Origin of the sequence: Kribbella sp. NPDC050459, from assembly GCF_040655315.1 — a bacterium.
GTDB lineage: Bacteria > Actinomycetota > Actinomycetes > Propionibacteriales > Kribbellaceae > Kribbella.
Window position 1 is genome coordinate 72967 of the sequence record NZ_JBFAJQ010000014.1, and the last position, 22939, is coordinate 95905.

Below are 22939 nucleotides of genomic sequence, written 5' to 3' on the forward strand. Positions count from 1 at the left end.
GGCGCTATCGTGAAATCGTGGCATCGAAGTCCTTGCCGCAACGCGTAGCTCGAGCGGTCGGGGAAAGCGCGGTCGCCGAGCGGATCGCTCGCGCCCAGGAGCTGGCGTACGGGCCGTTGACCGAGCGGATGCAGCGCAGCCCGCTGCACAGCGACGTACTCGGTCACTCACTCCATCCACCGCTCACCGACGTGACGACGGGCTGCTGGCTCAGCACGTCCCTCCTCGACCTCACCGGCGGATCAGGTTCGCGTCGCGCGTCGACCCTGCTCGCTGGATTCGGCGTACTCGCGTCTCTGCCAACCGCCTTCGCAGGCGCCGCGGACTGGGCCGACCTCTCAGGCCCCGAACGCCGCATCGGCGCAGTCCACGCCCTCGGCGCCGACACCGCGATCCTCCTCTTCACCAGCTCCCTCGTCGCACGCCTCCGCGGCAACCACCGAACCGGCGCCAAACTCGCCCTGGCCGGCAACGCGGTCATAGCCGGCGCAGGATTCCTCGGCGGCCACCTCGCCCTGCACCGCGGAACCGCCCGCCGAACTCCGGCGGCCGACCCTGACTAGGCATCCCGAACACACCGCCCGCCATCCGCAAGTCCGCTCCACGCCGCGGCAGCGACCGGAGATGATGAGCTGGTGATTATCGAGCTGCACCCGCCGAGGTCCGCCGGCCGGCTCGAGCTCGCCGCGACGGGCGACGAAATCGTCGCGACGATGAGGCAGTTCGGTGAGCCGGAGGTGCTCTGCCGGGCTGCAGGTGACCGAGCGGGATGGTGCGTGACGCATCCGAGCGGCTTGTTCCTCAGCGCGTACTTCGACGCGGACGATCGTGCCGAGGCCATCGAACTCGGGCGACCGACGGACCCAGGTGTCGCCGTGACGTACGGCGGCCTGGACATCTTCCAGACCCCTGCCGCGGATCTCGTCGAAGCCCTGCGCCGCACGACCCGAGTCCTCGAAGAGGAGAACGGACACTCGTACACCGCCCCCGACCTGCTGCTCGCCCTCTGGCGCCCGACAACCCCCGAAGACCCCGACGATGCCGAAGGCAACTACTTTGAATCCGTACTGATCGCCGAGCCCGGATACTACGACAAGGCACAGCCGGCATCGACGACAGCCGGCTGACGTACTTCTTGGTGAACTCGTTGTGGACAACGGCACAGTAGATACCGGCCACGACCACCGAGTTCAGCCCGCTCGAATGCGCCGTACTGCCATCAGAACGTGGCGATCGGGTTGACCGGACTGCCGGAGGTGCCCGCGAATCGGACCGGCGCGACCGCGAACTGGAAGTCCCATTGACCGAGCTCGGCAGCCGTCGCCGCGCACGCCTCCAGGTCGCAGTTGTCCAGCATCCACAGCCCCATCGCGACAAGGCTCACGGCATGGACCGGCATCAGTACGGCGTCGTACCCCGACGGCTGAACGTCCTGCGGAGTATCAGCGCCGATCAGCGCGACCCCGCGTTCATGCAGCCACGGCAGGCAGGACGCATGCCAGCCGGCCTGCGTGATACCGCCCGATGGACCGGCCTCGTGCCGAGCGCGGCCGTATCCGGTCCGCAGCAGCACCGCATCGCCCGGCTGCACACATACCCCTTGGCAGCGCTCAGCCTCCTCGAGGTCGTCGGGGAACACGCCCTGCCCCGGCTCCAGCCACGGCACATCACGAACCTTCGCCACGTCCAGCAGGACACCACGCGTCACGATCCCGTCCGCCGCCGCCGTCACAGCGCCCCACGCCGATCCCGTCTCGGCGTCGACCAACGAGTGCGAGCGCCCGTTGTACATCTTGCCGTCCCAGTAGATGTGGCACGGCGAATCGAGGTGCGTGATCGTGTCGCCGTGGAACAGGATCCCCAGCCGCTCGTTGGAGAACCCCCAGTGCCGATCAGCGTGAAACGCCGCCGGCATGTGCTCCGCACCCGGCATATCCGCAGCACACGGGCACGTCGTCGTCGCCCGCTCCATCTCCTCCGGTACGGCGACCTCCCACGCACACGACACACTCCGCCCATACCGCACCCCCCGAGCCGCCGCGAGCCGTACGTCGTCCGTAATGAGATTCAACGTGCCGAGCTCGTCGTCATCCCCCCACCGTCCCCAGTTGGACAACGTGTCGAAGTACCCGAGCACCTCATCCTCAGTCGGCACCACTCGCCCAGCCGCCATCCCAACTCCTCCACTCCCACAACCCAAACCACCCCAAGGCAGGCTATCCCCGCCCTCCCTCCACCGGGTCGGCCGCCATCGCTGGAACTCGCCTCTCGAAGCCTGCGACTATGTGCGGCATGGACGGCGTGAACGCTGGGCAGAGGCTGGGGCAGTTCATGAAGTCGTCGACGGCCCATTGACCGACAAGCCAGCAGCCTGGCTGATCCTCAGCAAGGATGAGATCGCAGGGCAGCTGACGGTCTGGAGCTCGGGCGAGGCTGAGATGCAGTGCGGAACTCTCGAACATCTGGATGCTCGCCACTACGACGCGTGCGTATCCGACCTCGAGGACGCACTTCGTCTGAAGTAAGAGCATCCGCTCTCAGGGGTCGGTCAGGCGTCGAACCAGACCACGAGCCGGACGTTGCGAGGCCCGTGCAGATCGATGAGGATCCGCATGACCTCGAACACGGGTGACCACTCGCCGCCGATCACGTCGCGGCGGCGCAGCCGTTCCACTCGGTAGAGGCGATCACCGACCAACCACTCGGCGCCCTCGGGAAACGCAGAACCGTCTCGCTCCAGACTGTGACCCGTCTTATCGGCCCACGCGGGATCCTGACCGGCCTTGGAGTGGTACACCCACGCGTTGTCGGCGCCGCGTATGTACCTGTGGATCCTGGCATCGACCCGTACCGCGGGCTCGTCGAGGTCGATCGCCGCCAGGTCGCTCCCGTCGAGCCAGCTCACGGAGTGCGCCTGCTCGGAGAACTGGGCAAGGTCCTCGCGGGTACGACGTGCGGCGTCGGCCGGTAGCCCTCGCTCGGCCGCTACCGGGGCGAAGCCGGCGAGGTTCTGAACGCCGAACAGACAACCGAACAGGTCGTAGTCGCGTCCCGCGTACAACAGGCTCAGGTCGACAGCCGACTCCCACGGGTCGTCCTCGTCGGGACGGAACGCGAAACCGGGGCGGCACTCGACGACGCCGTGGATGTCCGTACCCTTGCCTCGCATTCTGGCTCATCCCCACCGGCACTGTCGACCAGATACAGGTCCAAAGCGAGAAGCACCCGGCGGGTGTTGGGGCGACTTAGCGCAGCAGCGCTGTCTTGAAGGTTTCGCGGTTGTCGGCCAGCCAGGTCTGCAGGCGGTCCCAGCGTTCCCAGCCGCCGCGTTCGGTGAGCGCTTGGAGAAAGGCGGGATCCTTGTCGGCCACGCGTGCCGCGACGAAGGCTCGGCAGACGTCTGTGGCCTGCTCGATGACGCGGGGCAGCTCAGCGCGGTCCTGCGGTGCGAGACCGTAGCTGTCGGCAAGGATCCGGAGCCGCGTGGGCACATCCAGTCCGGCAGGGTAGGCGGCGGCCGCGGATGTGGGGTCGTTCATGGGTACCCAGTAGCGGGCGGTCATGGCTACGTCCCAGAGAGGGCGCCCAGGCGCCGCGAAGTCGAAATCGATGAGGGCAACCGGACGGCCATCGCGGAAGACGACGTTGTCCGGGCACAGGTCGTTGTGGCACAGCATCGTTCCGCCCTCTGGATCAGCGAAGTCCCGGGGCCATTCGATCTGGGGGTCGACCACGACGGCCGCGCTCGCCTCATGCAGGCGCCGCAGCAGGCTTCCAGCTGCTTCCAGGGCGGACCTCGTCATGGCCCAGTCCGGGTACGGCGGCAGAGGCACGTCGCCGGGGATGAATGTCAGCCGCTCACGGCCATCGTCCGTAAGGCCGACCGGTACCGGCGCCGCGTCGAAGCCATGTTCCTTCAGCGCAAGGAGATACGCGTGCAGAGTGGACGCGTTGCGCGGCGCCGGCCGCTCCACCAGCTCGCCCTGGCGAAAGACCGCCCCCGCATTCGCCATACCGCCGACCAACGCCTCACCCGTGACGCCGCCCACGCTACCGTCGAGCTCGACATCCCCGCGCGTTTGAAGCTCTCGACGAGCGCTGGGGTACGTCGTTCAGCCGAGCGACAGCAGCCGTTCTTCCAGGAGTGGCCCGGCCCGATCGATGGTCTCGCCAAGATCGAGCCAGGACTGCTCACGCGCCACCGGCTCGTCCATCCCGGCCACGGCCAGACTGAACACCCCCGTCAGCACGTCCCGCTGCCCATCCGGCTGCACCACCGACAACCCGAACGCCACGGCAAGACCGGTACGCACCACCTTTGCCTTGCCCGGATCATCCGGCAGCGGCTTGCCGCCGGTCAGGAACCTCGGCTCCGCGATGACCTTCAACCACTCGACCTTGGCCCCGTCGACCTGCTCCGCCAGCATCTCCTCGATCCGGTCGCGCACCGCTCGTCCGGGCTGATCCCCCAGCCAGTCAAGCCAATGATCCGCCTCGGTGAGCAGCTCGAAGTCGTCCCGCGGGCGCCCATGCCGCTCATTTGGCACGAAGTCACCGGTGATCTGCCCCGCGTCGTCGACCTGCCAACCCCCACGAATCGCCTCCGGCACGTACCCGTTGGGATCGTCGACCCACTCCCCGTCGATCTCGTAAACCCACCCACCCGGATTCCGAGCCGCCTCAGCCACCAGCCCCTCAGCCGGCCGACGCCGCCGCTTGAACCTGCTCACCCGACCCAGTCTGCCCCACGACAGTGCCTCACTCGCCCCAACGCGCACCGCCTCCAGCCGACCGCGGCCGCTCGCAGCAGCTTTGCGAGAAGGGCTACCGGCACGAGCTGCGGCGGGTGCTGACGAGAAGGCTGCGACGACGACCAGATCTCAGGTTGAGCGACAACCGCAGATAGGAACTGGAGTTGCAGGCTTCCCGGGCCGCCAGCCAGCCGACCCACCATGCGCTACGACCACGCCCGCACCTACCTCGACCCCCAACCCAACTACATCCTCGCCGCCTACATGGCCTCCGCCACCTGACACACCGCCCGGTACACGCAGTTGCTGTCGCTCCTGCGGCGCCAGTCTCTGCTTGGCAGCTCCTGGTCGGAGTCAGTCGTCGGGTCCAACAACGCGCGCAGCTGGGTGCAGTACTTCCAGCGGCGAGAGATCGCCGTCGTCGACCCTGGTGCCGCGGATGCGGAAGTCTCTCAGGTGACGACCGATGGGACCGGTCAGCGGCGCCAGCGTAGCGATCGCGCCGCCGAAGCAGATGCGGAGCTCGGTGAGTTGAGGGAGCTCGGCCAGGTCGGCCAGATCCAACGTGGCCTCGCCGGTGATGCGCGAATTGCCGATGATCCACAGATGCTGAAGCCGGTGTGCTTCAGCCAGCGGTGTCAGGGCTGTCGCCCGTACGGCGAGCAGTTCGACGTACTCCAGCTGTGGACAGTGCTGCAGACCCTCGAGAGACACGAGCCGGCGGGTTGCCTCCACCTCGAGTCGTCGAAGGCGCGGTTGATCGCCGAGGAACGCAAAGTCCGTCCCACGCCAGCCCCACACGCGGAACTCAGCCAAACCCATCACGGCCACCTGCCCAAGGCCTGGCCGGCTGTCGAGGCCAAGCTTCGAGACCGTCGAACCGGACAGCTCTGGCAAGGCCTTCTTGCACCGCGTCAGAAGGCACACCTCAACGACTCCCGGGATCAGCAACGCCGCGGAGTCATCGACAACAGGCCCGAGAACCTCGATGTAGCGCAAACCTGGAAGGTCGCGGAGGAACTCGAGGTCGCGCAACCTCGCGCTCCGCGCAACGCGGAGGTAGACACCATCATGGCCGCCGGCAACGTACGCGGTGTGGACGGCCAACGTATCGACGACGCCATCGACCTCGACACTGAGAACGTGGTAGTCGAACCTCACCCGTCACCCATCCCGTCTTCACCGCCTACTCAAACGAGGAGCGCACCGCAGGATGCTACGCGAATCGGCCCGCGCTGACGTGAGCCTTGCGATCATGCCGATGAGCGTGCTTGTCGGCATCGGCTCAGAGGGCGAAGAACGACGACAGTTCGTGGGCGAGGGCTGACATCTCGGCACCCGCCTCGATCTCCACGACGACCGAGGCGCTCCACTTGTCGTAGATGCTGGGCGTGATCCACCAGCGGAGTTCGACGTGCCCCCGAGACGACCAGGTGGCTTCGACCCTGAGATCGCGGTCCTGGTTCTCCCAGGTGCGTGTGCCGTTCCAGCCTCGAAAGTCCTCGCCCAATTGCTCGAGGAACGCCGGCAGCCCGCTGCCGGCAGTGTCGAGACTCAACACCAATATCTCTGCTGCCAGCCCGTTTCCCGAGACGCGAACCGTGTACTCGACCATGTCGTCGGAGGCCAGGAATGGGTCGGAGGCATCGCGGTACCGAAAGCGCGGGGATGCGAACTCGATCTCCGCCGTGCGATCCCCGCTACTCCACCGAACGGCAACGGCAGCGCCGCCCTCAGACACATGCAGCATGGCGCGATGATCGCACGAGCCGGTGGCGCGAAACGCACCGATCTGCCGCGATCCGCGCGGATGCCGATGGGCCGCTCGATCCCGGGCGCCCGGGATGTCTATGCCACGGGTTCCGAAGTACGCCAGCAGTTCGCTAGTGGGTGTCTTCGGAATCGGCGGCGGAGAGGGTCGCGGCCCACTCTGCGGACCACCGGACGAGCGGGCGCAGCGCGCGGTAGACGCCGTTGCCCAGCTCGGTGAGGGCGTAGGTGGTGTCCGGATGCTGCTCGACGAGGGCGGCGTCGACCAGCTCGGTCAGCCGTTGCCGCAGCACGCTGGAGGACATGTTGTCGCAGCGCTCCTGCAACGCACGGAACCCGACGGGCCCATGTTGCAGTTCCCAGACGATCCGCAGGTTCCACCTACGGCCGAGCAGGTCGAGGGCGGCCATCAGTGGGCGGCCGGTGCTCGACCCTCGGACCGCCCGTCCCGGCCTGGGTGCCGCCATCCGTCGTACCGTCCCCTCTTGCTGCTTCGATATCAGACACACTATCGTATCGCTCATCGATTCGATTTCCGAAGCGCTTGGGAGCGGCTTCGGGAGGCGATTACTACCGGGTCGTGCGACCGATCGCTGGTCGCACGCCCCTGAAGGAGGTTGTTGTGCACAAGCTGTTGGTTCTGTATCCCGAGCCGGCCGATCCCGATCATTTCCGCGACTACTACGTGAGCAAGCACCTCCCGCTGGTCGCGCGCATGCCGGGCCTGCTCGCGTTTCGCTACAGCTTCGAGGTGACAGCGACGCAGGGGCAGACGCCGTACTTCGCGGTCTTCGAGGCCGAGTTCGCTGACGCTGCGGCCCTGACCGCGGCGAGGTCGTCTCCGCAGGGCCGCGAGGCGTCTGCCGATGTCGCCAACTACGCGACCGGTGGTGTGGTCGTCATGCACTTTCCGGTGCAGAACGGCGCCTGCTGAGACACCGCCGTATCCGCGGTGCGCCATGTTCGCGGAGTCCGTGCCCGTACTCTCTTCGGCAGATCCGGGAGCCCGCGGCCCCTGTACAGCTAGGGCTCTGGCGGCGCCTCGCGTGGCCGGGAGCTTCGTCACGAAAGCGCGGTTGCCTGCTTGGGCGGCGGCTGAGGGGCACGCGGGGTACGGACGCGTGTCGGCCTGAGGTTCGGCCGGGCTTTCGGGTCTCGCCTCGATCGGGAGCATCCGAGGATCTGGACGAGAGCCCGCCGATGCCGCTGATATCGAAGGTCGACCTTACGTCGGGACTCCCCGGCGGGGACGCCGGTGCGGGCGATCGCCGTCCAGGTGAACTGACACACGGTCCTCGCTGCTCTGGCGCGGCCGGCGCCGCGCAGCCTGCCGAACCCAACGACGATCCCCTGCTGCTCAAGATCTGCGGCTCAAGCCGGTAGTCACTCAGGTCACGCAAGAGGCCGGTCTCCCGAGTGGAACCGGCCTCTAACCTGGGGTGGGAGCTTAGGCACTCCAACCCCTAACCTCTTCCGTGCAATGGATTCCGGACCGATCGCGCTCCTGGGAGGAGGTGCGGCGTACGAAGGAAACGCCGCCGTAGTGGCGCTAGACTCGCCGGCCATGGGACTTCTCACCTTCAGCCTCAACCTCACCCTGGATGGGTGCGTCGACCACCAGGAGGGGATCGCCGACGACGAGACACACGCGTTCTTCACCCGTCTCATGGACGAGGGCGGGGCAATGCTGTGGGGTCGCGTCACCTACGAACTGATGGAGAGCTACTGGCCGGCCGTCGCCCGCGGCGACGAGGAAGCACCGCCGGCCATGCGCGAGTGGGCGGTCAAGCTGGAGGCCAAGCCCAAGTACGTGGTGTCCTCGACGCGCAAGGACTTCCCGTGGGCGAACAGCCACCACCTCGCCGGCGATCTGCGCGAGGCCGTGCAGAAGCTCAAGGACGCGACCCCGGCCGGGGTCCTCCTCGGAAGCGGCAAGCTCGCGACCGAGCTCGACCGGCTGGACATGATCGACGAGTACAAGCTGCTCGTCCATCCTAGGATCGCGGGCCACGGCCCGACGCTGTACCAGGGCGGGCTACCCAGCACGCGCCGACTCGATCTGCTCTCGGCGGAGCCGCTCCACAACGGCGTCGTGGCCATGCACTACCGCCGCGCACGCTGAATCCCAGGGGCCCACTCACCGGCAGCGCGACGTCCTCCTCGCACTCACCGCGCCGAACGACTCCTCGACGACAAGGACCTCACGGAGACTCAGCCTCCCGGGTCACGCAAGAGGCGCTTGGGTGATTCGAGCCCCTGACCTGTTCCACGCCATCCACACCCAGTCGCCGAACGGCGAGCATCTCAACTCGAACCTCCAACGCCCATGTACGTCCGGTGCCATACAACCCCGTTGTCGCTCGGTTCACCGCCCTGGGGATCTCGGTCCCATTGAACGTCACATGGCCACCCGCCTCTGAAGAGCGCAGCATGGTCGCCGTCGCGGTGATCCACCGCCCGGCAGGACCTGGATACTCGGTTGACAGCTGACAGATCCGATCGCTCGTATGGGTTCGTGAGTCCCCGCAAGATCCTCGCCAACCGGACCGGCATCGACACACCACTCGTCCGCGAACTCGTGGTCACCCAGTTCCCGCAGTGGGCCGCGTTGCCGCTGGAGCCAGTCGACTCCAGTGGCCTCGTGAACGCGGTCTACCGCCTCGGTTCTGATCTGTCTGTACGGCTGCCGCTCCGACCCTCGATCACCGACATGGTGCAACGGGAGCAGGAGAAGCTCGCGGCCCTCGCGCCGCTCCTGCCCGTGGCCATCCCTACCGTCGAGGCGATCGGCTCGCCCACCGACGCGTTCCCGGGCGAGTGGTCCGTCCACCGCTGGCTCACCGGTATGCACCCCTCCCCCGAGGCGCTGGCTGATCCGCGTGGGCTCGCGGCGGACCTCGCGGCGTTCGTCGACGCGTTCCGCCGGATCGACCTGCCGGACCGGCCGCCGGCCTATCGAGGCGAACGCCGAACACGCGCGCCGATGCTCTCGATGGACTCCTTGACGCGAAAGGCGATCGTCGAACTGGATGGCCTGATCGACACTCGCGCAGCGCAGGCGTCCTGGGAGGAGTCGCTCGCGGCGCCGTACGACGGGCGCGAGGTGTGGGTCCACTCGGACCTGACGCCGAGCAACCTGCTCGTGTCGGCAGCGGGCCGGCTAACGGCGGTGCTCGACTTCGAGACATGCGGCATCGGCGATCCGGCGTGCGACTTGTTTCCCGCTTGGTACCTGCTGCCCGCGAAAGTCCACGACGAGTTCCGCGCCACGCTGAACGTGGACGACGCAACCTGGCTCCGCGGCCGCGGGCGCGTGCTGTCTCAGGCCCTGATCGTGTTGCGAGAATTCAAGGAAACAAACCCAACACTCGCGAACAACGCATGGCACGCCGTCGCCAAGGTACTCGCAACTCCCCGGTGAACTGTCACTGCTTCGCACCCAGCGACGGTCCGTGAACGTCCATCTATGTCCGGCTGCATACCGCCCCGTTGTCACTCCGAATGTGATCGGCCCGTAGATCTACGACACGCGTCCCCCACCTGATTCGCGACAGGCTCGATGCGTGACGACCACCTGAGAGGCCCGCCAACGCACGCACATGCCGATGTGCGGATGCTACGAAGGACCTACGCGAGAGGTTGATACGCGTCGTGCTCCCCATAGAAGATGACCGCCTGCGTGGCTTCCTCGGAAGTCGGCACTGCACCGTCTCGCCACTCACTCCAGACTCTGATGACCTCCTTGGCCAGGTCGACCTCCAAGAGATAGGCGAAGTCCGGAGCGCTCGGGGCCAGGTGGTTGACCGCATCCTCGTTCAGGACGACCGCTTCGCAGTCGACGGTCCAGGGCCTGCGCGCGAAGATTGTGGGCTGAACGTCGTACGGATCGCCGTCCGGAATTCCGTCGAGCGTCGCGATCACCTCGAGCAGGTTTGCCACGCAACGGATGATGCCAGACGACTGTCCGGTCACAAACTCATGAGTCGCGCCCGCGAGTCGGGCCGAGGCCTTGATCGTCCACCCACCAATAGCCTCCGGGTACATCGGGAAGCCGGCCGGCGAGTAATTCGTCCAGGGCACCCAGAACCTTGCGAACCCAGGAACCGAGCGCCGCGGGTGCCTCGACCGGCGGGTCCACGCCGACAGCGGCGGCACGACGCTGGAAGGCGGGATCTGTCACGTCGACCAGGGCGTCGCCGCCGAGGCGGTCCCGGATGCGCAGAATCGCGGCACGGATGAGTTCGATGATGTGATCGTTCGTCACGTAGTTGTCCAGCGCTACGTCCACAGCACCCGTAACACCCACAGCAGCGCTCAGGGCCCATCGGTCCAACAAGGCGTCGAGTTCAGGCTCGCTCCGGGTCACCGGGTCAAGCTCAGTCACAAGCAGCGCAAGAACGACACGGACCGCCGCATCTCGAGTCCAGAACGACTGCCCACGGAAATCGACCTTGCTCGTCCCCATGGCAGGAGACTAGGACGCCACGAGACGATCCGGATCTGCCGCTGTCCGTGAAGCACGGATCTGCCGTTGTGCGGTCGATGGCTGACCGCTCTTTGAATCACGAGCGTGGCGATCGTTACCTGGCACTACCGAACGACCTGCCTTGGCCGCTACTCCGACTTGCGCCCGAACACTCGCTTGGCGACGGAGCCGGTGCCGATAGCGGCGAACAGGGCGACAAACACCCCCGAGGGAACGCTGCTGAAACTCGAATCGACGCCGTGGAAGGTCGCGTCGCCTCCGTAAACGCCGACGAACAGCACGGCCACCCACATCGCGACGATCGCCAGCGTGGCCCACATCTCGCGAACAAGGATCCGTGCAGCCCAGCCTCCACGAGCGGACCGAACTGAAGACTGATCTTGCATGGTTGTTGTCATGACTGCCTCCTAAAGGTCCACTACTAGTCGATCCGGTAGCTAAACCCGCCGGTAGAGCCAGAGGTCAGGCACCGCGTAGGCAAGAGGGCCCAAGCCGCTACAACCAGAGACAACGAGGCTTCGCGGCTGTCGTGCTGTCGCGCCAAGATCCGCACATGCCGCTCTCCGTGAAGCAAGTAGCCGAGATCAGTGCGTCGAGTTACCCCCCGACGGCCGGTCAATCGCGACGCACGCGAGAACACGTGTCACATCAGGATCGAGGAGAAACGCGTACGTGGTGCGCTCACCTCGAACTGCCACAGCGCAGGCGGCTCGGTGAGCGATTCGAGCACGGCCATGAACACCCCCATTCCCGTCAAGTGAGCACCTTCGCCGCTCTCCCATCGGTCGCGCCGGACCCGGTAGGTGTGGAGATCAAGCCGTGGAGTGGACGACGAGGGTAGCCGGATCAACAGGCTGGGTTCGCGCATGATGACCGCCTCCAACGACTCCTCGCCACAAACGGTGACGTCGCGGCGCGCGATGCGAAGCAGCTCGGCGGGCTCCAGCCACCGCCTATGGGGCACCTCAGCCTCGATCACTGGTTAAGCATGTCAGTCGACCGCGGCCAGCCGCACGCTTCTGCCGCGAAGCGCGCAGTCGTACCAAGGGGCGCAGCCGTGCGGCGGTTCCTGGCAGTATCGGCGCCGTGAGTGACCCCTCTGGTTTGCCGGTCATGCTCGATGACATGGAACGACGCGTTCTCCGGGCCGCCTAGTCCTACTGGAGCGGCCCGGCTCAGCCCCCGATGAAACTCGTGAGCGTCACGTATCTGGCATCGTGTGGCCATGCCGCTATTTCGCCGTAGGGGTCCCGCGTCGACTGTCGCTTGGGCGATGCGGAGGCCCGGCACCGCGAAGCGCCGCGGACTTTCTTCATCCCTTGGCGCGCCGAACGGGAGTCCCTTCGGCCAGGCGGTCTCGCCAAGCTCATGTTCGAGGTCGTCGATCCGGTCGAGGACATGCCCGGGGCGGAGCGCATGTGGGTGCAGGCCGTGTCCGTCAACGACGGCCGTTACATCGGTCGCGTCGACAACGCGCCACATGCGATCTCCACGATCAAGGTCGATGACGACATCGAATTCGGCCCCGAGCACGTCATCTCGGTGCTGGACGACGATCCACGCCACGCTCTGAAGGTATGGGTTAGCCGCCGATCTCACGTCGAGGACCTTCGACCCCAGTTCGTGAGCCGCGACGAATCGCTGAACGCCACCGACTCCGGTTGGTGCGTGATGGTCGGTGATGAGACTCAAGAAGAGACCGACAACCCTGCAAATGTCCTCGTGCAGCCGATGGGCTTCGTCCTCGACCGTTGGCCCGAGCTTGCGCCAGTCTTCTCGACCGGCACGGTGCAGAGCGAATGGAAGCGGAACGAAGCCTCGAACTCGTACGTTCGAGTGCCGACCCGAACGCACTCATCTGCCGCTGTCGGGGAAGCACGGAACTGCCGATGAGAGCGCAGCCGACATACTGATATCGGCCTTCAGCCTGGGTCGTCCCACGAGACCCTCCGCCAGGCAACGTTGCCCCTGGGGCGGTGCGGGACGCCAACAATAAGGCGGGATATCTACTGCTGCGAGAGCAGTTCGATGCGTCGGTGGAGTTGCTTGGGAAGGTACAGACCCGAGTACAACATTCCGGCCCCAGTGAGCGCATACAGCACAGCCAAGAGTGAGCCGGACAGCGCCGCTCCAACGGAACCGATCGCCATCATTCCGCCGAGAGCCGTGGTGAGCCTAGGTCCTGGCTGCCAGCGGGACCTGATCAGGCTCTTGGAGGCGATCCGGAGGGCCGCGGCCCGGACCTCGGGATCGTCCGGTACCGGTCCACGCACAGCCGTACGCCGCGCGAGTGCCGCTTTGTCAGCGGATAGACCGCCCTCGAGTTCGTCGCGTTGACGCCGCCAGCCGGGCTCCAACCACCAGACGGTCCCCGTAGCGACAATAGTGCCGATGATGGCCACAATCCCTGATCTTGCCCAGCTTGCCTCGGTGACCACCTTGCCCCAGAGCCCAACCGCCACGCCGCCGACCACGCCATACCAGATCGCGAACAGCCACCTGGGTGGGTCAGCGAGGTATCTGTGCACGGGGTTGATGATCCCCGAACCGACCCGCTGCGCGCTACCGTCTGCAATGCCGGCGCCTTGGAGGATCGCAAGGCGGCGCCAGGATCGATCCAGACAGCAATGACACAAGCAACCGATGAGCGGGCGGAGCGAACTAGACTGCTCACGATCCCACCCAAGGCGCATCTACCCGGTAAGGGTGCGCCCTGCCCGCTGTTCGGTGAGGGTGGCTGCCCGTTCGAGCCGGGCCGGGTCCGGGGAACTCACTCCTCAGCGGGAGGTGTCGGGGTTCCCACCCACTGGACCGACGACGCGTCCGCTCATGCCCGCTGTCGGTGAAGCACGGATCTGCCGATGACAGGGCGACCCACAGTCAGGCTGGATAGGGCTTAATCCTGCGTTGGTTCGTCCCATCCCATGCGACCTGGGAGATCTCGGTACGAGTTGCGCCAACGGTCGTAGAACGGGTCGGCAGGGAGGTCAGCCGCGAGCGCTTCGAGGTCTGCGCGGAACTGTGCCCGGTCGTCATCGGACAACTGGTTCAACGTGTGCACCAGGTCCTCCATGCTCTTGACGGCCCAGTCAGGGTCGACATCTGTATCACTTGACTGGTCGTAGCTCATGATCGCGGTCGCGATTGCCCCCACTAACACTTTGTGGTCCATGGACGTCAGCGTAGAGCTCCGCCAAGAGCGGTCGAGACTGATGCCGATCTGCCCTACTGAGCCGGCACGTCCTCGCGATCTCGGCGTCCGGATCTGCCGCCGTCAGTGAAAGCGCAGACCTGTCCGATTTCAAGGACGCCAGGGATCGGGCCGGCGGCCGTGGAGCTGGCTCGGCGGCCGGGTGGTTACAGTCGGGTCATGGGTGATCTGAACGACCCTGAGGACTACTGGCTGGAGGGTGGCGTCGACGCCCAGAGGATGGGCGTCGAGAACGGCTTTCGGCAGGAGGTCGACCGGATCGTTTACCTGCTTGGTACGGACGAGTCGTGGCTGGCCTGGTGGCGAAGGACCAGCAAGGCGCCGGTGCTGGAGATCCACATGATCGTGCTCACAGCGGCGTACAACGGGGCGGTTGAGGAGCGTGTAGTTCGCGGCCGGAAGCGGCATCTCGTGGACATGCGCATCGACTTCCGCAAACTCGAGGCGCTGGAGCCCGACGAACGCAGACTGCTTGCGCTGCCAGCGGTTCTGGAGGGCGTAGCGCGCGTACAACGGGCCCTGAACGTGTCCGGTGAGCACCCGGCGATCCCGGACAGCGTGCGGCCCGCCCCGCTCGCCGCCGGGACGCTGCGCCGCAGACGTCTGCGCGAACTCCGCGGCGAGACGAATGCTCCCTTATCGCAGGACGCGTTCCCCGATCGAGGCGACAGGCAGCTCAGCACGCCGACGGTGCGATCGGTACTGCGCCCAGAGATGACGCGGTCGACATCACTTCCCGCCGTCGCCTCGCAGAATCCCATCGTGGGGCCGCTCGTCGTCGAGATCCACGTTCCGTTGAACGGTGCTGGCGGCATTGCGCCCGGCGACCCCGGGCATGAATTCGGCTGGATCGACGTCATCGAGGACTTTCTCGATGACGAGTCGAGCGACGGCAGCTTCGACATCTACGACGACGGCGAGGAGATCGACGGAGCCTATGTCTTCTTTGTTGCCGGCGCCCCCGAAGACATCCTGCTGAGCGTCGCCGCCAACGTCGCCGCACTACCCGGCGTCCCGTCCGGTGCCGTCGCCGTGGTCACCGACGACACGAGCGAAGAAGTAGGCGCGGGCCGCCGCGTCGCGCTCAGCTGAACTGGTCACTTCCGCGGAATCGAACGCCCACTGTTCCTCCAGGCTGAGGCCCGAACGCACGCACATGCCGAATTCAGGAAGTTGCTCAGGCTTCGCGAGCGGCCAACAGGGTGCGCGGTTCCGATACCGTCAGGCTATGGCTGGCCGGGAGAGTCTGCGCGCTGATCTGTGCCGGTTGCGCGAGGAGTCACCGGACGCGTTCATGGTCCTTCAAGACCCCGACAGCGAGCAGCGTGGGCGGCCGATCCACATCGAGTTGGCCGCCTGGGCAACCGACATCGCGGCCACGCTGCACGCGAAGTACGGGAGCCTGGTGGACCTGCGTGTCGGGGCGATGACCTTTCCGGCCAGACAGCTGTGGATCATGGAGCGCCGGTACCAGCACTGGTACGAGCTGCGCGGAGCTGCCGCCGAATCCGCCGGATTCGAGGTGGAACCCCAGTCTCCGTTGACGATCCGAACCGGCCGGTTCGCCTCCCAGGACGTGCTGTCACGAATCGAGCCGAACACGAGCAAGTGCTCCTCACCAACGGCGCGCTGGCATCAGCGGTGACCGACAACTCCGGCACCGTCGTCGGCCTGTACGTCGGCCCGCGCACCCTGGCCCCGGTGTGGTTCGCGATCGAACCTCGCCAGAGCCGCCCTGTGCCGGTCCTGATCGGTACAGCCTCGGTGGTTCCCGACCTGGGCTACGCCGTCCCACCCGGACAGTGGTGGCTGGTCATCGCCCTAGCCAGGGACACCGACGTCACGCTGACGCCGCCGCTGGAGATCACCATCACGCCCTAACCAGCACAGGGAGCGCCGACCAGCGCCTCATCGGGAGGCGTGCCAGCCACCGTCGACCTTGCGCCGGTAGCAACCAAGAACGCACTGATCTGGCCGCTGATAGTGGTGCGCACTCATGACGAGGAGCGGGCGTGCCGTACTCGCGCCACCGCGGCACCGTCATGCGTCATCACGGCGCGAATCCGACTCGTCCCAGGTCAGGTAGAGGTCGTCGAGCCAGCTCAGGTCGGACTCGGTGGGGGCCGAGGCGACGACCCAGAAGTCGGTCCCATCGCCACGGATCATGAGCACGGAGGCTCCGCGGTAGAACAGCGAGTGACCCGTGCCTGGCCATGACCAGGACTTACACGGCAGCGGCGTTGTTGCGCTCTCGATGCTCCGGACAGTCGCAGCATCGAAGCACTGCGCGCTGCGACTGGCGGGAAGGTTGGAAACGGCATCGAAAGCCGCGTGGCGGAGCCAGAACTCCTCGGTGCTTTCGCCAGTCTCGTGCCAAGGCACCCCGGGCTCGTTCTCCCGCTCGACGTAACGATCATCGGCGTCCTTGCCCTAGAGCCACACGCCCTGGTTCTCGACGACCAGTACTTCGACGGCACCGTCAAACGTGCCCGGCAGCGATGGACGGTTGAACCTCAGAAGTCGACCGACGGTGCTCGCCGCGTCGTCGTCCTTACCGCCGCTTTGCTGGCGAAACCACAACTCGAGGAATCGACCAAGCCGATCCACGTCATCACCTTCCACAGAGATCGCTCGCCGCGCCAATGATGCCGCGTCCCGGTTGGAGCCGGAAGTTACGGATCTGCCGCGTTCCGCGCATGCCTGAGCGGACTCACCGATCATCTACTGCGATGCGTAGCTCATGGCGAGTTGGGGCACGGTCTGGAACCGCCTGCGCCACGGGGCATGCACTCTTCTACGCGAGCATGGCAGGCGTCTGCATAGCGCTCATCGTGATCGGCGTCATGACATTCGCCGGCCGCGGCCGGCCGGCGTACTGGGGAACGTTCACGGAGACGTCGACCACCTGCTCCGGACTGCGAGGGGCATGCACCAACTCGGGTCGGTGGGTCAGCGACGACGGGACGGTCGTCAAGGACCGCGTGACGCTCGATGGCTTCGTCGAACGAGGACACTCTGTGCGGGCGAGTTACCAACCGGGTGGTCCAATGGGGGACGACGACAGCGACGTCGTGCACACCGCCTCCTGGTCGAGGGCTGGACTCTGGTTTCCTTGGGCCGGCGCAGCGGTGTGCGCCGCCGCGATCTGGTACCAGCGCCGACGGTGGCACCGTGACGCCACGGATCAATGAAGGCGTCTTGTGAAACGCTCAGCACCACGAACTGACACCTATCAACATCGGGCCGGACGGATGGCATCCGCGATGCGATCGGTCCTCTAATCTGATCGTGCTCGAGGCAGTCTCGTTCTTAGGCGATGCAGCTGCCGACGCGAGCACGAGGGATGCGCGCGACGCCAATCCTCGTAGCTCACCACCCGGTCAGCACCGACGACGTCGGCAACGACGTTTCGCTGGTCGTCGGTGAGCCAGATGGCGCAGGAGGTTCCTTCATCGCTGAGGCTGGCGACCTCTCCAAAATCGCGCCGCCAGAACGTCGCGTCGTAGGCGTGTGGCGCCACGGTGATGAAGTCGTCGCGCACCTTTGAGTCACTGGTGGACTGGACGCCTGTCTGCATGTAGTGACCGTTACGTTTCGAGTCGGGCACGAAGCGATCGCACAGTCTGGACGCTGCCTCAACGACCTCCGGCGCCCAGTCACTACGCATGGACCACGGTATGTCGGTCTCGGCACGGCCCATCTCGGCTGCAACAAGGGTCAGTGCCCCGTGGAGGGCCACGCCTCGTCTCGCGAAATCCAGACCGTCCGACAACAGCAGGTATTCGACGCGCCTATCCTTCACCCGGCGAGTGTCTCAGGGAGTCAGTCAAGACTGCTGAGTCGCGCGCTGACGCGCCGAATTGAGGACGTTGCTGCGTGCGGAGACTCGCCACTGACGGCGCCACCGCATCGACGTGATCCATTGTCGCGTTGGACCTCGATGACTGGTCCCCGGCATCCCGCGTTCGGGTTTCGCTGCCCATCTCACTGGTCAGGCCGTGTCGATCTGCCTAGAGTCGAGAGATGGCCGCACCCCGCGACCCAGGCCGGTCCATTGATCGAATTGGAGGCGGCGCATGAGCGAAGACCAGGTGGCACGCAACCTCAAGGGCATGGACGACCTTGACTTCACAGGATGGAACAACGCCGATTGGGACGGCGTGTTCGCCCATCATCACACAGCTGACGTGCTGGTCGACTGGAAGGGGACGCCGCCCACGCACGGCATCCAAGAACACATCGGCGCGATGAAAGAGTACGTCGCGTCTGCAGGTGGAACGCCGCCTCAGATCATGTCCCATCCGATCGGGTTCGGATCGGGTGAGTGGACGTGCGTGATTGGGGAATTCGAGGACGGGAGCCGAATGGTCACCGTCGCCAAGTGGAAGGACGGCGCGATCGCTGAGGAATACATCTGGGCGTGAGCGACGGCGGACAAGGCTCGGATCCGATCACGACGGCGGACCCTCAAGGCCACGCGGTATACCGCCTCGCCCTCGGACCGATGACCACCGGAAGGTTGGCGCCCGACTCAACGAAGACGACGCTGTCATCGAGCGCTTCTGGAGATTCTTCTCTCTGACCTGGGCCTTCAGACACGTTAGACCTTGGCCCAGTCTGCCGCCTGGGTTCCTCGGAGCAGCAGGTCCTACGGATCGAGCTAGCCACCCGGGGTTGAGGGAAACGCCCTTCGCCGGGGGCCGCCCACCTGACCATGTCTCCAGGTCATAGACCTCCAGCACCCTTCACACCGGAGCGAGGCGGTTGTCACTCAGTCGATCCCTCAAGCCTTCAGAACCCCCGCGCCCGGGCGTTAATGTGCGACATGGCAGCCGGCTGACCAACGATTGCCTCGATCCTTCAAGCTCAACGGGTCGAGGCAATCGCGTCGATCAAACAGAAGCTACGTCAGATGCCAGCACGCGGCGACCAATTCAGATGGAAACTGGTTAGCCGTTGATGAACAGATAGTCGGCTTGGTACGGGACACTGACGATCGGCGTGACGTGCGGGTCGCAGTTCCCGGCCGGGGCGACGCCGCCGACAGTGTTGAGGCGCAGCACCTCGACAGCGTTCGCCAGCAGGCCGGTCCGGTCGCCGATCTGAGTCGCGTCGAGGTCCAGTTCGGCGATGTTGCCCGCTCCGTTCCCGTTCCTTGTGACGACCTTGGTGCCGCTGACCGCGCTGCCGTCGGGTGCTTGCCACTGGGGCGGGCCGGCGACCGGCTGGACGAAGGTGTGGTGGATGCCGCCGGTGAGGTGCGCGTCGACATTGTTCTGCGCAAAGGCGAACGAGCCGTCGAGCTGCGCAGAGCAGGCGTAGATCTGGCTGCCGAGGACCACCGACTCCTGCAGCGCGGCCACTCCGGTCGTGCTGACCGCGTGACTGAGCAGGTGCAACTGGGCACGTACGGCGCCGTTCGGGAAGTCAGTGTTGCGCAGGTCGGTGTAGAAGCCGCTCGGGTTTGAGCGCAACGCGTCAAGCACACTTGGGTCGGTGACCGTGACGCTGCCGGAGGCGAAGCTACCCCCTCCGCTCGGCTTGGTGAACAAAGGTACGACCACCGGCCCGTCCACTCCTCGACCGGCGGCGTGGATGGCTGCCTCGGTCGGGGTGCTGATGCCGCGCCAGGACACCGAGTAGCTGAGCGTGTTGCCCTCGATCCCGATGAGTTCCAGCGCTTGCCCGTCCGGATCACCGCCAGCTACTTCGTTCCGACCTTCCAGGCTCGCGACGAGGCCGGCGGGTGCTGCGGTCGGGTCGCCCGGCACCGTGATCCCCGCCGGCGGTGTCACCTGGGTGCTCGCTTCCGCCGCACCAACGGCAAGGGTGGCGGAAGCGGCCGTCGCGACGACGGCGGCGCCGATGCCGTGGGCGAGGCGGCGTTTGATGCTCTGAGACATGGTGATTGTCCTTCCGGATCTGCGGCCGACGCCGTGTGCCCGGCCCGCATCCAGTAGCACGTCGATCCGGCGCCCGGCGCCCAACCGGAAACGGGGAGAAAGGTCACAGCCTCCTGGATGAACCGAATCGACGCCGCGTGCGTGTCCGCGATTCCTGCCGCGGGCTCGTGTCCTCAGTGCAAGCGGGGTGGAGATCGAGTAGATCTCTCTGTTGGTCGGCCACAAGGACACTGAGGTGGCGGACCGTCTACGGTCACGCGCTCCGGCCGATCCCCACCCGAGGGAGTTCAGCGATGAGCCAACTGCTGCTCCAGAACCGGTGGTCACTCAGGTAATGCAAGAGGCCGGTCTCCCGAGCGGGAAACCAGCCTCTGAGTATCGGGCCTTGGTGCGTGAGCACTTGGTGAGGGCCCCAGCTGGCAGCGACAGTCCGTGGCCAACCCGCGAAGTCCGGGACTAGGCTAAAAGGTATGCGGGCTATCAGGATCCTGTCCGTTGCGCTGGTATCGCTGGCGCTGGCCGGATGTACCGTTTCGTCGCCGCCGACGTTCAAGGTCGGCATTATTGCCGACTCGGGATTTCGTCCTGCTCCCGATGGCTTCACGTTTGACAACTACGGCGACACGCTCGACGACGGGACTGTCCCCTCCGAGTTGACGTCCGCTGACGTGCGGTCATTGTTCGGCCAGAGCGTGTGTGCAGATGCCGCCATCGGCAAGTGCGATCTGATCCCCCAGGCCCAGGCTTGGATGGACACCATGAACCAGCAGATGGCCAATGGCCACTGCTTCGGGTTCTCGGTGGGGGCCCAACTGATCTGGCAGCACAAGGTGAACCCCGACCGCTACGGGGCCACGACCATCGGCGGTCTGGCGATCGACGACAACGCCTCCTTGCAGCGGGCGATCGCCCGGGCCTGGGTGCTACAGACCTTCGAGTACGAGCAAGCGCAGAAGATCACCGGCACCCCCAAGAAGATCCTGCACACCCTGACGAAGGTGCTCAGGCCCCACCCGGCGGAGACCTACACCGTCACCATCTGGAAGAGTGACGGCACTGAGGGCCACGCTGTCACCCCCTACGCCGTGCGCTATAACGGGAACGGGAAGTACGAGGTCCTGATCTACGACAACAACTGGCCGGGCGAGAGCCGATCCATCGCCTTCGACACGTACAAGGATACGTGGAGCTACCAGGCCTCCACCGACCCGAACGAGGCGGACTCGCTGTACCACGGGAATGCTCACACCAAAACGATTTCCCTGTTCCCAAACTCGCCCGCGCAGGGCACCCAGCCGTGTCCGTACTGCCGCGAGGCGGGGCAGACGGGCTCCACCGCCGGCACCACCGGGGCGACGCCAACGGCGATGGTCCATTTCCTAGGCAGGCCCAGCAACCACTCCCATGTCACCGTCACCGACCAGGCCGGGCACCGCCTCGGCCGAGTGAACGGTCAGGTGGTAAACGAAATCCCCGGGGCGCGCCACGTCTTTTTGACCGCTGACAGGGTCAGGAAGCACAAGCTAGAGCCGATCCTTTATCTACCGGTCGACGTGGCCTACACCTTCACCATCGACGGGAGCACCCTCACCGCTCCCGATACTGAAAGCATCACCATCATCGGCCCCAGGTGGCACATCGCCATCAAAGGCATCACTATGCACCCTGGCGACAAGGACATTCTGACTGTCGACCCCAAGACCACGACGCTGACCTACCGCACCACTCGGGCCAAGTCCGCCAGCATCGAGGCCTCGCAGTCGAATACCCGGGGTCACTACGCCTTCTCCGTCACGGGCGTCTCCAATCAACCGGGTGACACCATCAACCTCAGCATTCCGCCCGGACGCGGCAGTCTGATCATCAGCACCGTCGGCTCGCCCGGGACATCGAGCGTGAACCTCAAAATGACCCGCTCCACCCAGCAAGGGGTGCAGCAATTCACCCACACCGCGATCCCCCTGACCGGCGGGGACACTATCGACCTTCAGTTCGCCGACTGGACCAACCCCAGCCAAGGCATCCCCCTGGTCACCACGCACAACGGGCAGCAGACCAGACAAACCCTGACCAGTCACCGGTGAGGCTCCGCCTCTGACCGCCGAGTTTGGGGCTGGTGTGGGCGCTCGGGTGCGGGCAGGCTCGGTGGATGTGGCTGGCGCGTTGACGGTGAACGAGTTGCTCGAGGGTCATGTCGGGTTGGACATCGAGTGCCTGGATCGGGTCTATCTGAACGGGTCTGACACCACAGCAGACTCCGCACGCCGACCGTCAAGTTGGTGGGAGGCGAGCACTTCTCCCAGATCTCTCCCACCGGGGCCCCTAACGAAAACAGGCCAGGTGGCGAAAGTGCCTCCTGACCTGCCAACTCGTGCGGTGGAGCTTAGGGGATTCGAACCCCTGACCTCTTCCATGCCATGGAAGCGCGCTACCAACTGCGCCAAAGCCCCGCGGTGTCTTGCGACTCCGAAAGCTTAGCGGATGAGGGCCTGCAAAGAAAAATCGGTTCCCTCGTGGGGCTGGTGAGGTACGCGACACCCCTTCCAGGGCCCGCTGACGGGCGTGTCTAAGCTGCTCGACTGCGGGCCCACGGTATGTCGCAGCGCCGCCAGCAGCACGTGAACCAGGCCCTGGGGCAACGGTACCCAGGACCTCACCTGTGCGCGGTGGACTAGGCCCATTGGAGGCCGATCCGGCAACGCTCTACTCCAGCACGCGGCGGCCCAGTCCGGCCCAGGACAGGCCAAGCCGCCGGCGGCGCCGGCCAGAGACAGTCACGCGAAGCGGTGTCCTTTCGGCGCGTCGCCACACGACAGCA

General features: G+C 65.9%; 28 protein-coding genes and 1 tRNA gene. 12 read left to right on the forward strand and 17 right to left on the reverse strand.

Annotation, left to right across the window (positions count from 1 at the left end; translation table 11 throughout):
* Positions 1-17: 17 nt before the first annotated feature.
* Both AB0I12_RS34050 and AB0I12_RS34055 read left to right on the forward strand, forming a co-directional pair.
* Positions 18-563, forward strand: a complete 546-nt coding sequence (locus AB0I12_RS34050; RefSeq protein ID WP_359937693.1) for a hypothetical protein — start codon at positions 18-20, stop codon at positions 561-563.
* 72 nt (positions 564-635) lie between these two features.
* Complete coding sequence (locus tag AB0I12_RS34055; protein ID WP_359937696.1) at positions 636-1127, forward strand: hypothetical protein; 492 nt, start codon at positions 636-638, stop codon at positions 1125-1127.
* A gap of 92 nt (positions 1128-1219) precedes the next feature.
* Here the strand turns inward: AB0I12_RS34055 and AB0I12_RS34060 are convergent, their stop codons facing one another.
* From AB0I12_RS34060 to AB0I12_RS34090, 7 genes are all read right to left on the reverse strand, one after another.
* Complete coding sequence (locus AB0I12_RS34060) at positions 1220-2173, reverse strand: cyclase family protein (protein WP_359937699.1); 954 nt, start codon at positions 2171-2173, stop codon at positions 1220-1222.
* Positions 2174-2548: 375 nt separating this feature from the next.
* Entirely contained in the window at positions 2549-3169 is a 621-nt protein-coding gene (locus AB0I12_RS34065; protein ID WP_359937702.1) for a hypothetical protein, read from the reverse strand.
* Between the two features lie 76 nt (positions 3170-3245).
* Entirely contained in the window at positions 3246-4013 is a 768-nt protein-coding gene (locus AB0I12_RS34070) for a phosphotransferase (protein ID WP_359937705.1), read from the reverse strand.
* A 99-nt stretch (positions 4014-4112) separates the two neighbouring features.
* Positions 4113-4610 carry a hypothetical protein gene (locus tag AB0I12_RS34075; protein ID WP_359937708.1) on the reverse strand — a complete coding sequence of 166 codons (498 nt, stop codon included), beginning with the start codon at positions 4608-4610 and terminating at the stop codon, positions 4113-4115.
* Between the two features lie 495 nt (positions 4611-5105).
* Positions 5106-5912: a hypothetical protein gene (locus AB0I12_RS34080; protein ID WP_359937710.1), complete on the reverse strand. Its 807-nt coding sequence runs from the start codon at positions 5910-5912 to the stop codon at positions 5106-5108.
* Between the two features lie 124 nt (positions 5913-6036).
* Positions 6037-6501, reverse strand: coding sequence for a DUF6228 family protein (locus AB0I12_RS34085; protein ID WP_359937713.1), 465 nt, complete (start codon positions 6499-6501; stop codon positions 6037-6039).
* Between the two features lie 133 nt (positions 6502-6634).
* Entirely contained in the window at positions 6635-6988 is a 354-nt protein-coding gene (locus AB0I12_RS34090; RefSeq protein ID WP_359937716.1) for a helix-turn-helix domain-containing protein, read from the reverse strand.
* Between the two features lie 155 nt (positions 6989-7143).
* Between AB0I12_RS34090 and AB0I12_RS34095 the strand changes: the two genes are divergently transcribed.
* The 3 genes from AB0I12_RS34095 (at position 7144) to AB0I12_RS34105 (ending at position 9942) form a co-directional block, all read left to right on the forward strand.
* The gene (locus AB0I12_RS34095) at positions 7144-7455 is read left to right on the forward strand and encodes an EthD family reductase (protein WP_359937718.1); all 312 of its coding nucleotides are present in this window, start codon (positions 7144-7146) and stop codon (positions 7453-7455) included.
* A gap of 630 nt (positions 7456-8085) precedes the next feature.
* On the forward strand, positions 8086-8643 hold the full coding sequence (locus AB0I12_RS34100; protein ID WP_359937721.1) for a dihydrofolate reductase family protein: 558 nt from the start codon (positions 8086-8088) through the stop codon (positions 8641-8643).
* A gap of 393 nt (positions 8644-9036) precedes the next feature.
* Positions 9037-9942 (forward strand): aminoglycoside phosphotransferase family protein, encoded by a 906-nt coding sequence (locus AB0I12_RS34105; RefSeq protein ID WP_359937724.1) that lies wholly within the window; start codon positions 9037-9039, stop codon positions 9940-9942.
* Positions 9943-10148: 206 nt separating this feature from the next.
* Here the strand turns inward: AB0I12_RS34105 and AB0I12_RS34110 are convergent, their stop codons facing one another.
* The 4 genes from AB0I12_RS34110 to AB0I12_RS34125 all read right to left on the reverse strand — a co-directional run bounded on the left by AB0I12_RS34110 (position 10149) and on the right by AB0I12_RS34125 (position 11986).
* A complete protein-coding gene (locus tag AB0I12_RS34110) occupies positions 10149-10460 on the reverse strand; it encodes a hypothetical protein (RefSeq protein ID WP_359937727.1) in 312 nt (103 codons plus the stop codon).
* A gap of 37 nt (positions 10461-10497) precedes the next feature.
* Positions 10498-10986 carry a hypothetical protein gene (locus tag AB0I12_RS34115; RefSeq protein WP_359937730.1) on the reverse strand — a complete coding sequence of 163 codons (489 nt, stop codon included), beginning with the start codon at positions 10984-10986 and terminating at the stop codon, positions 10498-10500.
* Positions 10987-11135: 149 nt separating this feature from the next.
* A complete protein-coding gene (locus AB0I12_RS34120) occupies positions 11136-11405 on the reverse strand; it encodes a hypothetical protein (protein ID WP_359937733.1) in 270 nt (89 codons plus the stop codon).
* Between the two features lie 245 nt (positions 11406-11650).
* Positions 11651-11986, reverse strand: a complete 336-nt coding sequence (locus tag AB0I12_RS34125) for a hypothetical protein (RefSeq protein ID WP_359937736.1) — start codon at positions 11984-11986, stop codon at positions 11651-11653.
* A 389-nt stretch (positions 11987-12375) separates the two neighbouring features.
* Here AB0I12_RS34125 and AB0I12_RS34130 point away from each other — a divergent pair, with 389 nt between their 5' ends.
* Positions 12376-12900, forward strand: a complete 525-nt coding sequence (locus tag AB0I12_RS34130) for a DUF2185 domain-containing protein (protein WP_359937739.1) — start codon at positions 12376-12378, stop codon at positions 12898-12900.
* A 113-nt stretch (positions 12901-13013) separates the two neighbouring features.
* On the opposite strand, the gene AB0I12_RS34135 is transcribed toward AB0I12_RS34130, so the two are convergent.
* Both AB0I12_RS34135 and AB0I12_RS34140 read right to left on the reverse strand, forming a co-directional pair.
* Positions 13014-13535, reverse strand: a complete 522-nt coding sequence (locus AB0I12_RS34135) for a hypothetical protein (protein WP_359937742.1) — start codon at positions 13533-13535, stop codon at positions 13014-13016.
* Between the two features lie 368 nt (positions 13536-13903).
* Positions 13904-14179: a hypothetical protein gene (locus AB0I12_RS34140; protein ID WP_359937745.1), complete on the reverse strand. Its 276-nt coding sequence runs from the start codon at positions 14177-14179 to the stop codon at positions 13904-13906.
* A gap of 198 nt (positions 14180-14377) precedes the next feature.
* Between AB0I12_RS34140 and AB0I12_RS34145 the strand changes: the two genes are divergently transcribed.
* The 3 genes from AB0I12_RS34145 to AB0I12_RS34155 all read left to right on the forward strand — a co-directional run bounded on the left by AB0I12_RS34145 (position 14378) and on the right by AB0I12_RS34155 (position 16099).
* Positions 14378-15310, forward strand: coding sequence for a hypothetical protein (locus AB0I12_RS34145; protein WP_359937748.1), 933 nt, complete (start codon positions 14378-14380; stop codon positions 15308-15310).
* Between the two features lie 136 nt (positions 15311-15446).
* Positions 15447-15863 (forward strand): hypothetical protein, encoded by a 417-nt coding sequence (locus tag AB0I12_RS34150; RefSeq protein WP_359937751.1) that lies wholly within the window; start codon positions 15447-15449, stop codon positions 15861-15863.
* Positions 15860-16099, forward strand: coding sequence for a hypothetical protein (locus tag AB0I12_RS34155; protein ID WP_359937754.1), 240 nt, complete (start codon positions 15860-15862; stop codon positions 16097-16099). The genes AB0I12_RS34150 and AB0I12_RS34155 overlap by 4 nt, the downstream gene beginning before the upstream one ends.
* A gap of 159 nt (positions 16100-16258) precedes the next feature.
* Here the strand turns inward: AB0I12_RS34155 and AB0I12_RS34160 are convergent, their stop codons facing one another.
* Entirely contained in the window at positions 16259-16384 is a 126-nt protein-coding gene (locus AB0I12_RS34160; RefSeq protein WP_359937757.1) for a hypothetical protein, read from the reverse strand.
* A gap of 165 nt (positions 16385-16549) precedes the next feature.
* Here AB0I12_RS34160 and AB0I12_RS34165 point away from each other — a divergent pair, with 165 nt between their 5' ends.
* Positions 16550-16864: a hypothetical protein gene (locus AB0I12_RS34165; RefSeq protein ID WP_359937760.1), complete on the forward strand. Its 315-nt coding sequence runs from the start codon at positions 16550-16552 to the stop codon at positions 16862-16864.
* 631 nt (positions 16865-17495) lie between these two features.
* Here the strand turns inward: AB0I12_RS34165 and AB0I12_RS34170 are convergent.
* Entirely contained in the window at positions 17496-18020 is a 525-nt protein-coding gene (locus tag AB0I12_RS34170; protein ID WP_359937763.1) for a hypothetical protein, read from the reverse strand.
* Positions 18021-18294: 274 nt separating this feature from the next.
* Between AB0I12_RS34170 and AB0I12_RS34175 the strand changes: the two genes are divergently transcribed.
* Complete coding sequence (locus tag AB0I12_RS34175) at positions 18295-18642, forward strand: hypothetical protein (RefSeq protein WP_359937766.1); 348 nt, start codon at positions 18295-18297, stop codon at positions 18640-18642.
* A 525-nt stretch (positions 18643-19167) separates the two neighbouring features.
* Here AB0I12_RS34175 and AB0I12_RS34180 read toward each other — a convergent pair.
* The gene (locus tag AB0I12_RS34180; protein ID WP_359937769.1) at positions 19168-20121 is read right to left on the reverse strand and encodes a CHRD domain-containing protein; all 954 of its coding nucleotides are present in this window, start codon (positions 20119-20121) and stop codon (positions 19168-19170) included.
* A gap of 470 nt (positions 20122-20591) precedes the next feature.
* Between AB0I12_RS34180 and AB0I12_RS34185 the strand changes: the two genes are divergently transcribed.
* Positions 20592-22205 (forward strand): hypothetical protein, encoded by a 1614-nt coding sequence (locus tag AB0I12_RS34185; RefSeq protein ID WP_359937772.1) that lies wholly within the window; start codon positions 20592-20594, stop codon positions 22203-22205.
* Between the two features lie 293 nt (positions 22206-22498).
* Here AB0I12_RS34185 and AB0I12_RS34190 read toward each other — a convergent pair.
* Positions 22499-22571 (reverse strand) — tRNA-Ala (locus tag AB0I12_RS34190).
* Between the last annotated feature and the right edge of the window lie 368 nt (positions 22572-22939).

Coding starts and splice junctions, on each gene's coding strand:
- AB0I12_RS34060 (WP_359937699.1), bottom strand. CDS start 2,173: ATGGCGGCTGGGCGAGTGGTGCCGACTGAGGATGAGGTGCTCGGGTAC.
- AB0I12_RS34065 (WP_359937702.1), bottom strand. CDS start 3,169: ATGCGAGGCAAGGGTACGGACATCCACGGCGTCGTCGAGTGCCGCCCC.
- AB0I12_RS34070 (WP_359937705.1), bottom strand. CDS start 4,013: ATGGCGAATGCGGGGGCGGTCTTTCGCCAGGGCGAGCTGGTGGAGCGG.
- AB0I12_RS34085 (WP_359937713.1), bottom strand. CDS start 6,501: ATGCTGCATGTGTCTGAGGGCGGCGCTGCCGTTGCCGTTCGGTGGAGT.
- AB0I12_RS34090 (WP_359937716.1), bottom strand. CDS start 6,988: ATGGCGGCACCCAGGCCGGGACGGGCGGTCCGAGGGTCGAGCACCGGC.
- AB0I12_RS34100 (WP_359937721.1), top strand. CDS start 8,086: ATGGGACTTCTCACCTTCAGCCTCAACCTCACCCTGGATGGGTGCGTC.
- AB0I12_RS34115 (WP_359937730.1), bottom strand. CDS start 10,986: ATGGGGACGAGCAAGGTCGATTTCCGTGGGCAGTCGTTCTGGACTCGA.
- AB0I12_RS34120 (WP_359937733.1), bottom strand. CDS start 11,405: ATGACAACAACCATGCAAGATCAGTCTTCAGTTCGGTCCGCTCGTGGA.
- AB0I12_RS34130 (WP_359937739.1), top strand. CDS start 12,376: ATGTTCGAGGTCGTCGATCCGGTCGAGGACATGCCCGGGGCGGAGCGC.
- AB0I12_RS34140 (WP_359937745.1), bottom strand. CDS start 14,179: ATGGACCACAAAGTGTTAGTGGGGGCAATCGCGACCGCGATCATGAGC.
- AB0I12_RS34145 (WP_359937748.1), top strand. CDS start 14,378: ATGGGTGATCTGAACGACCCTGAGGACTACTGGCTGGAGGGTGGCGTC.
- AB0I12_RS34150 (WP_359937751.1), top strand. CDS start 15,447: ATGGCTGGCCGGGAGAGTCTGCGCGCTGATCTGTGCCGGTTGCGCGAG.
- AB0I12_RS34160 (WP_359937757.1), bottom strand. CDS start 16,384: ATGATCCGTGGCGATGGGACCGACTTCTGGGTCGTCGCCTCGGCCCCC.
- AB0I12_RS34175 (WP_359937766.1), top strand. CDS start 18,295: ATGAGCGAAGACCAGGTGGCACGCAACCTCAAGGGCATGGACGACCTT.
- AB0I12_RS34180 (WP_359937769.1), bottom strand. CDS start 20,121: ATGTCTCAGAGCATCAAACGCCGCCTCGCCCACGGCATCGGCGCCGCC.
- AB0I12_RS34185 (WP_359937772.1), top strand. CDS start 20,592: ATGCGGGCTATCAGGATCCTGTCCGTTGCGCTGGTATCGCTGGCGCTG.